Below are 14,598 nucleotides of genomic sequence, written 5' to 3'. Positions count from 1 at the left end.
GGGTCTCTAGGTAAAGGTGTCATGCTGGAAAAGTTGACCATTATTCTACGTGGTGGGGTTGATCGACACAAACACGGATCTCGGGCGTATCACAAGCAAACAATTGTTGAGCGGCAGCCACCCGGTCTTCACTGGGTTGCTCGGGTCCCTTGATGCGACGGGTCCATTGATCAAGAGCCTCCAGGCGTGGGTTGAGACCGGCGGTATTGGCCAGTTGGATGGCCAGGCCCGGGCGGGCATTCAGCTCCAGCAAGAGTGCGCCCTGTCGGGCATCCAGGACCAGATCGGCCCCCAGGTAGCCCAAGCCGGTCATATCATAGCAGCGGCTGGCCAGTAACAGCATCGAGCGCCAGTCAGAGATTTTCAATTCATTCAGATTCTTGCCGGTGTCGGGGTGTTCTTTTACCGGCCGGTCATGCTGGATGGCCTGTACAGCATGACCACTGGCCAGGTCTATTCCTACGCCAATGGCTCCCTGATGCAGGTTGGCCTTGCCATCAGAGGCCTGGGTGGAAAGCCGCATCATGGCCATAACAGGGTAACCGCGATAAACAATGATACGAATATCCGGCACTCCCTTGTAGGTGAAGTCATTGAATTCAGGAGCATTTTCAATCAGGGTTTCAATGATCGCAACATCCGGATTGCCGCCCAGACTGTAGAGACCGGAAATCAGATTGGACAAGTGGCGTTCAACCTTCTGTCTGGACACCCATTGCCCGGAAGCTTTGCGAAAGTAATCGCCACGGGTTTCCAGAATGATCAAAATACCCTTGCCGCCACTCCCCTTGGCCGGTTTGATGGCAAAACCCTGCCCCGAGGGCAGAAAGCGCTCAAAATGTTTAACATCCATTTGACTGCGGATGACAGCCAGAAGTCGGGGGATGGCCAATTGGTAATCTTCAGCCAGCAGCTTGGTTTGCAGCTTGTCGTCAACCAGGGGGAAAAGCTTCCTGGGATTATAACTGCCGATACAGCGCAGGTTGCGCTGATTCATCCCCAAAACTCCAGACTGGCGGAGCTGGCCGGGGGTTGCAAAGTGCCGGGCCAGTTTAGCCAACATCTTTCTGGTCTTCCTTTTCTTTTTCCCTAACCAGGGGCTGGAATCGCCAGAGCTCAACGAAGCGGTAACCGGTATAGCTGCCTGCGATCAGTATCAAGGCCATGACAACCAGCTGTAAGCCGGGAAAATTGAACAGCCAGTAACGCATCCAGTTTTGATCCATGGCCAGAAAGGCAACGATGGCTGTCAACAAACTGCCAGCCCCCTGAACAAAAACTTCTTTGGCACCCTCTTCCTCCCAGAGAATCGACATGCGTTCAATCGTCCAGGCCAGAATAATCATCGGGAAAAGCGTCACCTGCATCCCCGTGCTGATTCCGGCATGAAAGGAAACCACCGACATCAGGGCTATCAGGCCGATCACACAGACGATAACCGCCCCGACCCGGGCCACCAGAAGCAGGTTCAGGTAAGCCAGCAGCTGCCTGATCACCAGCCCTGCTGCAACAATTATCAGGAAGGTAATGACACCCGGCAGCAGGGACATCTCTAGAAAGGCCAAGGCAATCAGTACCGGCATGAAGGTGCCAGAGGTTTTCAGACCGATGAAAACACGCAATAAAACAACCACCAGAGCACCAACAGGTAGCAGCATCAGGGTTCTGAAGACGGCCTGCTCGGTAATGGGAAGGCTGTGAATGGAAAGGTTCAGCAGGGCATCTCCGGCAGCCAGAGCATGAACACCCCCACTGGCTGGTTCCCGAGTGGACAGCATGGAAAAGTTCACCTGGGAATCCCTGGCTCCCATAACTTCCAGAACAGGGCCGGAAGCCTGTTGCCAGAGCAGATATTTCTGTCCGGGCTCCTCTAGGGCATTCACCGGATCATAAAGACGCCATTCTTGATCCTGAAAAACCTGAACCAGCGGCTGCAAGCGCTGGTTGCGCCGACCGTCCTCCAGTCTGAGGCCGTGTAAAACCCGAGCAGGAACCTCGGCTTCATTGAGCAGCCTGACCAGGGCTTCTTCGGGAGTCAGCTCACTGAGAAGAAGGCCGGCGTTTTCATTACTGTCATCACTCAGACGTTGAGTTAAAGCCCGGGCCAGGCTGAAGCCTTCTGCCGACTCCTGCCAGGATCGGCGCAACAGCTGGGCTGCAGCAGTTTCAATGGGATCTTCCCAAAGTTGTTCCTGAATAGCTGGAGGTTGATCCACGGCGGCCAGCAGTTGCTCGTCATCCACCTGAAACTGGGTGCGATAGTAAAGCCACTGCAACCCTTCTGCCTCACGAATGCTCCACTCCACACGCCGCAAGCCATTTTCAATAAAATCAACACCATAGCCGGGGGATGCCGTATGTTCCGACTGCATCAAAAAGCCAGGCTGACTTTCAGGCACGGCCAGCCTGACCTGGACTGAGTCGCCCGAGGCCTGAAGCTCCACTCTGGCCTCTATATCCCAGTATTGCACCTGACTTCCAGGCAGTAAGGGAACCTGATGAACCAGATGGCGCCAGGTTGAATGAGCCAGACCCAGGCCAATCAGTAACAGGGCCGTCCACAACAGGGTTGAACGAGGTGCTTTCATGAGTCGGACTCATCCGTGGTCGGGGTTTCTTCAAGCTCGGGTTTGGGCTGGAGGTATTTTTCTGAAACATCAATCAGGGCAATATCCATCATAAAGCGGCGCCCCAGCAGGGTTGGATGGCTCATGTCGCCCCGATCGGTCAGGGTGAACTCGGTGTCACTGACCAGCGAACCCAACTGCATGCGCAGCTTCACAACGGGGCGGCTTTCAGAGCCGGATGCCTGAAGAATAGTCACGCGACGCACCAGCGGTGCCTCCAGCTCTATGTCTTCAGCTTCATCCTCCCCCTCTGCCTGGTATTGGGTGGTAAAGCGTATCCAGGTATCGCCATCCCTTTCAAACTCACGAATATTGATGGCATGCATGGAAGAGGTGTTGGCACCGGAATCAACCCGAGCCGACATGAGCAATCCGTGATCGGGAAAGGCCACCCATTCATGCCGCCCAAAAACCAGCAAGCCGTCGCCATTGACCACATCGGGAGCTGCAGAAGAATTGAAGCCCGGCTCAGAGGAAGGCTGAGTCCCGGTCACCTGATGGCCCAGCTCTTCAATTTGAAAGGTGTGCTGACGGTGAAGACGGAGGTTTTCTTCCTGAAGTTCAGCAAGATCGCGACGGGTTTTTGTCAGCTCACTTTCCAGAAGCTTAACAACCTGGCTTTCCAGCCCCTGGAGCTGGCTGCCGAAAAGTTCACTGGTTGCTTCGGGCTGGGCCTGAATAATCTCGCTGAGCACCTGTTGCTGCCTGGCCAGTGCAGCTTCCAGTTGGCTTTGATTAACCGGCTCCTGCTGCTGAAAAACCTGGCAGGCTGAGAGTAAACCTAAGAGTGGCAGTAAACCTAATAAACGCCCCCTGCCTTTGTTTTGCTTCATTGTTTGCTTCCTGAGTTAAATCCTCTGGGACTCTAGCCGAGTCGCTACCAAAATTGAAGTGTCACCAGCCAGACACCGTTATTTGTTTTGACTTTTCAAGGACTCAGAAGTGGTCTCTTCATGTTGCAGAATGCCCCTGAAGGTGATGTCCAGATCCCTTCCAGCAGCCAGGGCTTTCAGGGTTTTGGAGTGAAATTCACGTCGAAAGAGCACCCCCACAACCCCCGCTGTGGCCAGAATAAAAGCTAGGGGGTGTAAAAACCACGCCAGCAAGGCCAAGCCAAAATAATAGGCCCGAAGCCCATAGTTGAACTGGTTCGCGGCCAGATCAATGACATTGGCGGCCTGGATTGCAAACATCTTTCGCAAACCCGGCGTCGAGTCTTTTTCATCCGCTGCCGGGGCACTGCCAATCAAGATGGCACAAAAATTATATTGGCGCATTGACCAGGTAAAGGTGAAAAAGGCGTAGATAAACAGGCCGATCAGCAGCAGAAGTTTTAGTTCCAATCCCAGGCGGCTGGGCGAACTGGCAGCAAAAGGCAGATCAGCAAGAACCAGCAAAGCTCTTTCCGTTGTCCCCATCAAGCCAAAGAGGGCGGCAAGAATCAGCAGGGTGCTGGAAGCAAAAAAAGCGCCATTACGCTCCAGGTGCGTCATGATGGTGGCATCGGCAATACGGGCCTCACGACCCAGCAGACGCCTCATCCAGTCATAACGATAACCGTGCATGACACCGGCCAGGCAGCGTTTGCTGCGCTGACGACGACGGGAGTATTCGTAATACCAGGCCCAGCAGGCAAAAAACCAGCCCAGAGCCAGCCAGTCCAACCAGGAAAAAGCCATCATTAAACTCTCAGGCACCTTGTCTCCCCATTAAAATTAGAAATAACAGTAACCCTGCTCCCTGAAAGGATACATTTTTTGTTACACTCAAGGTCTGAATATACAGGGTTTCCATTTGTTTGAGGTCTGCTGTCAGTGAAAATTCAAGTTCCAAAACCGAACGCTTGCAGTGATAAGCGTGAACAAATCATTCAAGCTGCATCCGATGCCTTTCTGCAAAAGGGCTATCAGAATGCCAGCATGGAAACCATTGCGGCTGAAGCCGGGGTCGCCAAGCAAACCCTTTACAACTACTTTGGCAACAAGGATGCCCTTTTTGAAGCCGTGGTCAACCTCTTGTGCAATTGTGAAAATGAGCAACTGCGCTCCACGGATATCAGCAGTGACCGGGTTGAAGCCGTGTTTCAGGCTTATGCCCAGGGGCTGATTTCCGATTTGCTGTCAACTGAAGACACTGCCCTTTTTCGCATGATGGTGGCCGAGGCGCTGCATTTTCCGAATCTGGGCCGGATGTTTTTCCAGGCAGGCATGGAAAAAGACCGCAAGCTTCTGGTCGAGTTTTTAACCCGTCAGCATGAAGCTGGCAACCTGGTCATTGATGATGCCAACCAGGCAGCCCTCTTTATTCAGGGAGCACTCAATGCCTATTTTCGCCCCAAATTCATCATGACGGGTGAAAGCCCCAGCCGTGAGGAGATGCAGAAGCATATTGATTACTGCATCGATAAGATCCTCACGCTCTATCAGCCCACTTAAAGCAGCCTACCCCAGAGGTCGTGCTCATCGGCCTCGGTCACTTCCACCTGAACCCGCTGGCCGGGTTGCAGGTTTGTTTCCCCCAGCAGGAAAAGCTGACCATCGATTTCCGGGGCATCAGCCTGGGTTCGGGCCGCCGCTCCGTCATCCCCCACCTCATCAATCAGGACTTCCAGCTTTTTACCAATTTTCTGTTGCTGTTTGGCGGCACTGATTTGTGCCTGTTTTTCCATAAAACGGGCCAGGCGTTCTTCTTTGACTTCTTCAGGAAGAGCCCCCGGCAGCTGGTTGGCAGTAGCGCCTTCCACAGGTGAATAGGTAAAGCAGCCCACGCGATCCAGTTGGGCTTCATCCAGGAAATCCAGCAGATACTCAAAGTGTTCTTCGGTTTCTCCAGGGAAGCCGACAATAAAGGTGGAGCGCAGAGTGATATCCGGGCAGATCTCACGCCAGCCCTGGATTCGCTCCAGAGTTTTCTCGCTCGCCGCAGGGCGCTTCATGGCCTTCAGAACCTCTGGATGCGCATGCTGGAAGGGAATATCCAGATAAGGCAGGATTTTGCCTTCTGCCATCAGGGGGATGATGTCATTGACATGCGGGTAGGGATAAACATAGTGCAGGCGTACCCAGGCCCCGAGTTGACCCAGCTCTTCACACAGCTCTTTCATCCGCGTTTTGACCGGTCGACCCTGGTGGAAGCCTGTACGGTATTTCAAATCCAGGCCATAGGCACTGGTATCCTGGGACACCACCAGCAATTCCTGAACACCGGCATTGACCAGGCGCTCCGCTTCACCCAGAACCTCACCAATAGGCCGGGAGACCAGATCGCCACGCAACGACGGAATGATGCAGAAGCTGCAGCGATGATTGCAGCCTTCGGAAATTTTCAGATAAGAATAGTGCCGAGGGGTTAGTTTGATCCCCTGAGGTGGCAAGAGGTCCAGATAGGGATCATGGTCGATGCGTGGTGGCAAGTGTTCATGCACGGCCTGAACCACCTGCTCATACTGCTGTGGCCCCGTCACAGCCAGCACCTGGGGGTGAAGCTCGCGAATGGTGTTTTCATCAACGCCCATACAGCCGGTGACGATCACCTTGCCGTTTTCATCCAGGGCCTCCCCGATCGCTTCCAGGGATTCGGCCTTGGCGGCATCAATAAAACCGCAGGTATTGACGACAACCAGGTCGGCATCCTCATAGCTGGAAACCAGGTCATAGCCTTCGCCTCGCAGCTGGGTCAGAATACGTTCCGAGTCCACCAGCGCCTTGGGGCATCCCAGACTGACGAAACCCACGCGAGGCGCTACAGAAGTTGAACTAGAGCTTAATGACATGAAAGGGTTACACTATGCAGGGTTGAAAAGCGCCCATTCTAACCATTCAACCCTTCAGGGTCACCCATTTGTTATTCGAGCTGTCCAATGCCTGTGCGCAAGCCATTGATTTATATTCTTCTTCCCCTGGCTTTCGCCGCCCTTTGGCTTTTTTTCATCAGTCCGGCCCAGCAGCCCGCTTCAAACAGCCCAAAAAAACTGCGTATGGCTCTGGTGTGGGTGCCCAACCCCCAGTTTGCCGGTTTCTTTCTGGCCCAGGAGCTGGGACTTTATGCAGAAGAAGGGCTGGAAGTGGAATTTCTGCCCTATCAGACCAATGAATCCGTCCATCAGCAGCTGGTTTCAGGCAAAGCCGATCTGGGCATTGATAGCCCCGATCAGGTTTTGATTGCACGCGGACAAGGTGATCCCTTGTTGGCTCTGGCTGCCATTTTCCGCATCAGCCCCATTGCTTTTGCCAGTCACGCCCGGCTGGATGTCCACCACCCGCGGGATCTTGAGGGATTGAAAGTGGGTGTGCTGCCGGATGGCACCAGTACACTGATGGATGCTCTGCTGGCCGAGAATGGTCTGCCACTGGATGCTATTGAAAGAGTTCCCATGAACTATGAACTGGATGCTTTTCTGGCTGGCGAGTTGGATGTCATACCCATCTATATAACCGACGAACCCTTTTTGCTGGATGCAAGAGACCTGGACTACAACCTGCTGCTGCCACAAAATCATGGTGTTGATAGTTACGGCGATATCCTGATGACCACAGAAGATTTTGTTGCCGATAATCAGGACGCCGCTGGTGCCTTTGTACGCGCCAGTTTAAAAGGCTGGCGTTTCATGATTGAGCAGCCGGATCACTCCCTGGAGCTTCTTCAGGACTATATGCACCCACTTTATGCAAACCCGGAACACCAACAATATTTGATGAAACATTCAGCCCCTCTGATCCATTCCGGCCTGGGACCTTTGGGTTGGATGGAAGCCAATCACTGGCAACGGCTTTATGAAGCTTTGCAGCGCCAGGGTTTGATTGAACAGCCTGTGGATACCCGCCAGGTTTTTACCAACCGTTTTCTGGATATTGACAACTGATGTTCGGGACAACGCCTCAGGCCAGTAGCCAGCGTCAACTTCTGGTGGCCATCTGGGTGGCAGCACTTCTGATCAGCCTGCCGCTGTTTTTGTTTAACTTTATACAGCGCGAACATCAGGAGCAGCAAAGGCTGCAGGATCTTGCTGACCACAAAAAACAGGAATTTCTTGGCTGGATGGACAGCATTGATGTTGACCTGCTGCGTCTGGCTCATTTGCCCAGCACCAATGCTTCCTTGACGGCCTCTGTCCTGGCAGAACAGGTGCACTCTGATCTTGACCTGAACCATCATTTTCTCAATGAAACCCTGGAAAGTTATCTCAGTCCTTTTGGGGATTTTTTGGAAGTCTTCATGTTGAACAGCTCCGGTGATGTGGTTTACTCCAGCGATCCCGAGCAGATTGGCAAGAACAAAGCTTCCAGGCGTTATTTCATCCAGGGAATTCATGCACCCTATATTCAGAATGTTTATCATTCGGTCACCCTGCAATCTGCGGCCATGACCCTGGCCAGACCCCTTCTGCTACCAAGTCCTGACGGTGGTCATCAGCACAAGGTGGGGGTCATAGCAGCACGGGCAGATCTGGAAAAACTACGCCAGCTGATGGTCTCCGCAGACGAGGAAGCTTCTCCGCGAAGCTATCTGGTTAACCGCTATAATTTTTTCATCACACCCCCTGAATCATCGCCTGACAGTGAGCTGGTCTATCCCCGGGCAACGCACAGCAAAGGCGTGAACAGCTGTTTGCGAAACCGCCCTTTACCCCAAGTTTACCTGGATCACAAGGATCAGAAAGTTCGTGGTGTTGGGCATTGGCTGCCCCGGCATCAGCTCTGTCTTGTGGTTGAAGAGAATTACACCAGCGGTATTTACCTCTTGCTTCAACAACTGCTGGGGCTGATGGCCTTGCTGCTGCCTTTTTCACTGGCTGCCTGGTGGCTCGCTCCGCGGCTCAGTTTTTTTAAGTCCAATGATGCAGCTGACAAAAATAGAGTGGACACCCGTTTTCTGAGCCTGATCGGACATGAAATACGCACTCCTCTGAATGGCATCATCGGTATGCTATCCCTGCTTCAGGAAAGCCAGCTGAATGCCGAACAGCGCCAACAGGCCCAGGTTGCCGATGCTTCTGCCCAACAGTTGTTGAACCTGTTGAATCACCTGATTGCCCGGGCCCGCCAGGGTGGTGAACCGGCCTCTGTTGAGGAGATGCAGTGGATTCAACTGAATCAGCCTTTGGAGTTGTTGTTGCGCAGTTTTACCTGGGCTGCCGAAAAAAAGGGTTTGTCTCTGAGTTTTCAGGGAGACCCGCAGCTGGAGTCCCTGGAAGTGCAAACCCAGTTAACCTTGCTGTTGCAACTGGTCAGCAATCTACTTGAAAATGCGGCCAAGTTCACAGAAAAAGGTGGTATTGAACTTGAAGTCAGCTGTGAACTCCAGGCCGCCAAGCAAGCCAGGATCACACTGACCGTCAGGGATACCGGGCCAGGTATTGCACCCCAGGACCAGGATAAAATCTTCCAGCCCTTCCAACGCTTACAGCCTGATCCCCATCACCCGGTAACCAGCCTGGGCCTGGGGCTGGCCATCAGCAAAGAGCTGGCTGAACAACTGCAAGGGCAGCTTGAACTCCATTCCAAGCCAGGCCAGGGCAGCCAGTTCATGTTGACCTTTATCGCCCCGGTGCGAAAAACGTCCAGGAACACACAATAATACGAATAAATTTGTTATCCTTCTTGGTCTGCAGTCAGGCTGCTTTTGAGGTGACCCAGTGACACGAGTGCTGATAGTTGATGATCATGTTCTGGTAAGAACAGGAATAGAAAAGATGCTGGCCGAAGCCGAAGGTATAGAAGTGGTTGGGCAGGCCAGGGATGGCGAAGAAGCCATTCGACTGACCCGCGAGCTCTTGCCTGAAGTTATTTTGATGGATGTCAAAATGCCCGGTATTGGCGGTGTCGAAGCAACCCGAAAAATCAGCCGTGCTCATCCGGAAAGTCTGGTGATTGGTCTGACGGCCAGTGGTGATGACACTTTTGTCCAGCGTCTTTTGCAGGCCGGCGCCAAAGGCTATCTGACCAAAGGCTCCAGTTTTGAGGAAGTGGTGCGTGCCATTCGCCTGGTGGCCTCCGGCCAGCATTATGTTGACCCGACAGTGGCCAGTGGCCTGATTGCCCGCGACCCCCAGAACAACCACAACAACAACCCCTTTTCCCAGCTGTCCGAACGGGAAATGCAGGTAGCCCTGATGATTGTCAACTGCCAGAAAGTGCAGGAAATTGCCGACAGCCTCTTTGTCAGCCCTCGAACCATCAATACCTACCGCTACCGTATTTTTGAGAAACTGGAAGTGCGCAATGATGTCGAACTGACTCACCTGGCTTTAAGATACAAGCTTCTTGATGTTACCGACTAGCCCGCTCCGATCATGACAAGCTTTGACAGTAAGACTTTCCTTTCTGAAGTAACCCGATCGCCCGGCATTTATCAAATGTATGCCGAGGACGGCAAAATACTTTATGTGGGCAAGGCAAGAAACCTAAAAAATCGCCTTGGCAGCTACTTTCGCACCAGCCAACTGCCCATCAAGACCCAGGCTCTGGTCAGCCGAATTGCCCAGATTGAAGTGACGGTCACTCGCACCGAGACCGAAGCTCTGCTGCTGGAGCAAAACCTGATCAAGGCCCTGAAGCCGCCTTTCAATATCCTGCTCAGGGATGACAAGTCCTACCCTTTTCTGCATTTTTCGGATCACAAATGGCCTGCACTGACCATCAAGCGTGCCCGCCACCAACGTGGCCCCGGTGAATGGTTTGGCCCCTACCCCAGTGCCAGCAGTGTTCGGGAAATCCTTCAGCTGCTCTACAAGGTATTTCAGATTCGCCAGTGTGATGATACTACCTTCAGCAATCGCAGCCGCCCCTGTTTGCAATATCAGATCAAGCGCTGCTCGGCCCCCTGTACGGGAGAGATTTCTGCCCAGGCCTATGCTGATGACCTGCAGCATGCCCGTTTGCTGCTCCAGGGGAAAAGTCAGAAAGTCACTGATCTGTTAGCGGAAAAAATGGAAGCGGCTGCAGCCGAACTGGATTTTGAACAGGCTGCACATTATCGGGATCAAATTCAGCACCTACGTCAGTTGCAAGTGCAGCAGGATGTGGATACCGGCGTCGGTGATGTCGATGTTTTTGCCCTGGTCGCCTCTGAAGGGCGCTCCAGTATCAGCTTGTTGCAGGTGCGCCAGGGACGCCTGATCGGAACGCGTCACTTTAACTTTGAAAATCCTCTGGATGCCAGCGATGAGTCGACTCTCACCGCTTTTATCGCCCAGTATTTTTTAACCCGCACCTCTTTACCGCCTGCGCCTGAAATCCTCCTCAGCCATGAACTGGAAGAGCCGGAAATTCTACAGGAGGCACTGGCCGACAAGTTTGGCTTCAAGCCACGCCTGGCTCACAAGGTACGCACCCAACGGGCACGCTGGCTGGAATTGGCCCAAACCAATGCTGAACAACAGCTGAGCCATCATCGCAACAAGGCCGATCAATACCAGAAACGTCTGGAAGATCTGCAAGCAGTTTTACAAATGGAGAAGCCCGTCACCCGTCTGGAGTGTTTTGATATCAGCCACAGCCAGGGTGAGGCCACCGTTGCCTCCTGCGTGGTTTTTGACCAGGAAGGCCCTCGCAAACAGGACTATCGGCGTTTCAATATTGAAGGCGTAGCCGCAGGTGATGACTATGCGGCGATGAGTCAGGCCTTGAAAAGACGCTACCAGAGAATCAAAAAGGGCGAGGTGGCTTTACCCGATGTATTGATTGTTGATGGCGGCAAAGGCCAGTTGAATGCCGCACGCGCACTTCTGGAAGAGCTGGACATCACCGACCTGCTGCTGGTGGGTGTGGCCAAAGGCACAACCCGCAAGGCCGGTCTGGAAACCCTGTTCATTGAAACCACAGATCGGGCCCTGGATTTGCCCGGCCACCGTCCGGCTCTGCATTTGATCCAGCATATCCGTGATGAATCCCATCGTTTTGCCATCACCGGGCACCGGCAAAAAAGAAGCAAAACACGCAACACCTCCTTTCTGGAAGATATCAAGGGAGTGGGTGCCAAGCGCCGCCAAGCCTTGCTGAGACACTTTGGTGGCCGTAAGGCCGTTGCCGAGGCGGGTATAGAAGCGTTATGCCAGGTTGAAGGCATTAATCGTGCCCTGGCTGAGGAAATTCATGCTACCCTGCATCCCAATTAACAACTCCATAAAGAAAGACTGAACTCATGAACTTCCCCACTTTTTTAACCCTGTTGCGCATTCTGGTCATTCCTTTACTGGTGGCGATATATTACCTGCCCTGGGAAAGCAAATACCTGATATGCGCCTTCCTGTTTGGAGCTGCCGCCCTCACCGACTGGCTGGACGGTTATCTGGCTCGACGCTGGAATCAAATGACCCCTTTCGGAGCTTTTCTTGACCCGGTTGCTGACAAGCTGATGGTAGCTGTCGCTTTGGGGGTTTTGATTGAAGCCCATGCCAGCTGGATGATGACTTTTCCAGCCTTGGTCATCATCGGACGTGAAATGGTGATTTCTGCCCTGCGGGAATGGATGGCAGAAGTGGGCAAAAGTGCCAGCGTGGCAGTGAGCTGGCTGGGCAAACTGAAAACCACCTTCCAGATGATCTCCATCTTCCTGCTATTGCTGGGGCCGCCCGGACATTTTTTCTCCTGGCTGGGTCTGGGCCTCTTGTACCTGGCTGCCCTGCTAACGCTCTGGTCCATGTACCTCTACCTGAAAGCCGCCATACCGCATTTGCTGCCAAAGGATAGTAACCTCAGCTAAGTTATTGCATCTAAAGTAAAAAAACAGGCACAGAAAGAACAAAAGGGATTGACAGAAAATAATAACTCCCTATAATGTGCCTCCAGTTGCGCGGGAATAGCTCAGTGGTAGAGCACAACCTTGCCAAGGTTGGGGTCGCGAGTTCGAATCTCGTTTCCCGCTCCAAGCAACTATGAAGGCTGGGTGGCAGAGTGGTTATGCAGCGGATTGCAAATCCGTGGACGCCGGTTCGATTCCGACCCCAGCCTCCATTTTTCCTACGAAAAATGATCCTCCCTGAATTGTAATCCCCCCGCCCGGGTGGTGGAATTGGTAGACACAAGGGATTTAAAATCCCTCGGCCTTATGGCTGTGCCGGTTCAAGTCCGGCTCCGGGCACCAAGAAAATCAACAGCTTAGCTAATTTCCTTTCTTTGCAATAATACCTCTTTTGCTTTGGGTGTCCACCAAGTGTCCACCGAAATTCAGGAAAGTGGATTCAACATCTTTGCCGACTCCAGGTGACCTGGTGCCAGGTGAGCATACCTCATGGTCATTTGAATGGTGGAGTGCCCCAGGATTTTTTGAAGTTAACCTGGTTGATTAAACTCAGCTTGCGGCTGGCATACTGATTTTTATCCAGTTAGAATGATTGCTGGATAAATACTCAGTTATTGGCAGGTGGATTATGGATGTTGAAGAAATGTTTGCGTCCCAGGCTGCAGAGTCCCCCACCGATGCGGCCACCCAGCGTTCAGCCACTGGATTCCCGAGCCCTGCGGCTGATTTTTCCGGTCAGACGCTGTCTCTGGATCGCCACCTAGTGCGCCATCCTTCGGCAACCTATTTCTGCCGGGTGAGTGGTCATGCCATGCGGGGTGCGGGAATTCACGATGGGGATTTGCTGGTGGTGGATTCTTCTCTGACGCCCCGCCATGAACAGGTGGTTGTGGCGCTGTTGTTCGGTGAGCTGGTGGTTCGCAGGTTGCATAAAAACGAAACTTCAGCCTGGCTGGTGGCCGAAACCACTGAGTCCGGCTATCCTCCGGTTGATATCAGTCAGCTGGATGCAGCGGATATTTTCTGGGGAGTCGTAAGCTGGGTGCTGCATCAGCCTTGAGAAGCACTTAACTCTCTTCCAGGAAGCCTCTGATCAATTCGCCCTGGCTGGTGATGCTGTAAATACCGTCCAGATGCCCCCAGGAGCCTGTGATTTCCTGATAATGGCTGTTTTTTCCCAGCTCTAGCAACAGCTCATGGGTTTTCAGGGCAAGGCGCGGTGGCAACAGTTGATCATTGGTGGCTGGCAGAAACAGGCATTTGGCCTGAATTTTTTGCAGCCCCTCTTTAAGACTGCTGCCCTGCCCGGCCAGAAACAGCTGATTGGCCCTGATCAAATACAGCAAATGATTGGCATCGGCCAGCTTGGCTCTTTCCTGGCAGTCTTCCCGAAAGCGCTTCACCATTCGATAATCTTCCTGAATGGATTCCAGAGGCCCGGCTTCCATCGGATGATGCTGAAAGAAAGTTCGGTTAATTAGCTCAGGGCTGAGCGCCTGCTGATTGATCTGCATCAGAGTTTGTAAAACCCCTTGCAGCGGTGGTTCGGATGCATAGTAATCCCCCTGCTGCCAGTTGGGGTCTGCCAGAATGGGTTCTGCCCACTGTTGTAGGCCCAGGCAGGTCCAGGCATCCGCCTCACCCATCCCGATCACAGACACCATGCGTTCCACTGCTTCAGGGTAGGCAACAGCCCAATGCAAGGCCTGAAGGGAACCCATGGAAGGCCCCATGACCGCATGCAGCCTTTCAATGCCCAGCGATTCCATCAGCGCTTTTTGGGTGTTTACAAAATCCGCAATGGTGACCACTGGAAAGTCCAGGCCCCAAGGCTTGTCGGTTTCCGGGTTGATGGAAGCTGGCCCTGTGGTGACGACATAAGGATTGAAAGGCTCCTGGTTGACCAGGGTGTCGCAGCTGAAAATAAAGTAATGGTCAGTATCCAGAGGCTTGCCGGGGCCGATCAGTGAATCCCAATAACCTGGCAGTGGGTCTGTTTCCTGGTAGCGCCCTGCAGCATGGCTGGAGCCGGAAAAATAATGGGTCACCAGAATTGCATTATCTTTCCTGGTATTCAGTTGGCCCCAGGACTCCCAGCCGATTTGTACCTGTGGCAAAAAGCTGCCATTGAAGGTTTTGAAACCCTCGATGGTGAATGTTTTTTTCTCGACCAGCATGCAAAAACTCCTTGTTTTCAAGGGTTATTATTCAATGGATCTGCTTTGCCAGA

13 protein-coding genes and 3 tRNA genes are annotated in these 14,598 nt (G+C 53.1%); 10 read left to right on the top strand and 6 right to left on the bottom strand.

Going from position 1 to position 14,598, the window contains the following annotated elements:
* Nucleotides 1-40 precede the first annotated feature (40 nt).
* The 4 genes from LG323_RS03040 to LG323_RS03025 form a co-directional block, all read right to left on the bottom strand.
* Entirely contained in the window at nucleotides 41-1,063 is a 1,023-nt protein-coding gene (locus tag LG323_RS03040; protein WP_404418920.1) for an alpha-L-glutamate ligase-like protein, read from the bottom strand.
* Nucleotides 1,053-2,588, bottom strand: a complete 1,536-nt coding sequence (locus LG323_RS03035) for an inactive transglutaminase family protein (RefSeq protein ID WP_404418918.1) — start codon at nucleotides 2,586-2,588, stop codon at nucleotides 1,053-1,055. The genes LG323_RS03040 and LG323_RS03035 overlap by 11 nt, the downstream gene beginning before the upstream one ends.
* A complete protein-coding gene (locus LG323_RS03030; protein WP_404418916.1) occupies nucleotides 2,585-3,460 on the bottom strand; it encodes a RimK/LysX family protein in 876 nt (291 codons plus the stop codon). Before LG323_RS03030 ends, LG323_RS03035 begins: the two co-directional genes overlap by 4 nt.
* A 78-nt stretch (nucleotides 3,461-3,538) precedes the next feature.
* Nucleotides 3,539-4,324: a DUF599 domain-containing protein gene (locus tag LG323_RS03025; RefSeq protein ID WP_404418914.1), complete on the bottom strand. Its 786-nt coding sequence runs from the start codon at nucleotides 4,322-4,324 to the stop codon at nucleotides 3,539-3,541.
* Between the two features lie 117 nt (nucleotides 4,325-4,441).
* On the opposite strand from LG323_RS03025, the gene LG323_RS03020 reads away from it, so the two are divergent.
* Nucleotides 4,442-5,062, top strand: coding sequence for a TetR/AcrR family transcriptional regulator (locus tag LG323_RS03020; RefSeq protein ID WP_404418912.1), 621 nt, complete (start codon nucleotides 4,442-4,444; stop codon nucleotides 5,060-5,062).
* Here LG323_RS03020 and rimO read toward each other — a convergent pair.
* Nucleotides 5,059-6,399 (bottom strand): 30S ribosomal protein S12 methylthiotransferase RimO, encoded by a 1,341-nt coding sequence (gene rimO / locus LG323_RS03015; RefSeq protein WP_404418910.1) that lies wholly within the window; start codon nucleotides 6,397-6,399, stop codon nucleotides 5,059-5,061. The two genes, LG323_RS03020 and rimO, sit on opposite strands and share 4 nt — an antisense overlap.
* A gap of 87 nt (nucleotides 6,400-6,486) precedes the next feature.
* Here rimO and LG323_RS03010 point away from each other — a divergent pair, with 87 nt between their 5' ends.
* The 9 genes from LG323_RS03010 to LG323_RS02970 all read left to right on the top strand — a co-directional run bounded on the left by LG323_RS03010 (nucleotide 6,487) and on the right by LG323_RS02970 (nucleotide 13,428).
* Nucleotides 6,487-7,488: an ABC transporter substrate-binding protein gene (locus LG323_RS03010; RefSeq protein WP_404418908.1), complete on the top strand. Its 1,002-nt coding sequence runs from the start codon at nucleotides 6,487-6,489 to the stop codon at nucleotides 7,486-7,488.
* On the top strand, nucleotides 7,488-9,203 hold the full coding sequence (locus tag LG323_RS03005; RefSeq protein WP_404418906.1) for an ATP-binding protein: 1,716 nt from the start codon (nucleotides 7,488-7,490) through the stop codon (nucleotides 9,201-9,203). The genes LG323_RS03010 and LG323_RS03005 overlap by 1 nt, the downstream gene beginning before the upstream one ends.
* Before the next feature lie 58 nt (nucleotides 9,204-9,261).
* Complete coding sequence (locus LG323_RS03000; protein WP_404418904.1) at nucleotides 9,262-9,906, top strand: response regulator; 645 nt, start codon at nucleotides 9,262-9,264, stop codon at nucleotides 9,904-9,906.
* A 75-nt stretch (nucleotides 9,907-9,981) separates the two neighbouring features.
* On the top strand, nucleotides 9,982-11,742 hold the full coding sequence (gene uvrC / locus LG323_RS02995; protein WP_404418902.1) for an excinuclease ABC subunit UvrC: 1,761 nt from the start codon (nucleotides 9,982-9,984) through the stop codon (nucleotides 11,740-11,742).
* Between the two features lie 26 nt (nucleotides 11,743-11,768).
* On the top strand, nucleotides 11,769-12,329 hold the full coding sequence (pgsA, locus tag LG323_RS02990) for a CDP-diacylglycerol--glycerol-3-phosphate 3-phosphatidyltransferase (protein WP_404418900.1): 561 nt from the start codon (nucleotides 11,769-11,771) through the stop codon (nucleotides 12,327-12,329).
* A 90-nt stretch (nucleotides 12,330-12,419) separates the two neighbouring features.
* Nucleotides 12,420-12,494: transfer RNA gene (locus LG323_RS02985), tRNA-Gly, on the top strand.
* 12 nt (nucleotides 12,495-12,506) lie between these two features.
* A tRNA-Cys gene (locus LG323_RS02980) sits at nucleotides 12,507-12,580 on the top strand.
* A 43-nt stretch (nucleotides 12,581-12,623) separates the two neighbouring features.
* Nucleotides 12,624-12,710 (top strand) — tRNA-Leu (locus tag LG323_RS02975).
* Nucleotides 12,711-12,996: 286 nt separating this feature from the next.
* Nucleotides 12,997-13,428, top strand: a complete 432-nt coding sequence (locus LG323_RS02970; RefSeq protein ID WP_404418898.1) for a LexA family protein — start codon at nucleotides 12,997-12,999, stop codon at nucleotides 13,426-13,428.
* 7 nt (nucleotides 13,429-13,435) lie between these two features.
* Here the strand turns inward: LG323_RS02970 and LG323_RS02965 are convergent, their stop codons facing one another.
* Complete coding sequence (locus tag LG323_RS02965) at nucleotides 13,436-14,545, bottom strand: homoserine O-acetyltransferase (protein WP_404418896.1); 1,110 nt, start codon at nucleotides 14,543-14,545, stop codon at nucleotides 13,436-13,438.
* Nucleotides 14,546-14,598 lie beyond the last annotated feature (53 nt).

It is taken from the genome of Marinospirillum sp. (assembly GCF_044810985.1).
Lineage (GTDB): Bacteria > Pseudomonadota > Gammaproteobacteria > Pseudomonadales > Halomonadaceae > Marinospirillum.
Note: the sequence above shows the minus strand (reverse complement) of the source record. Positions and strands in the feature narration are given on the sequence as shown.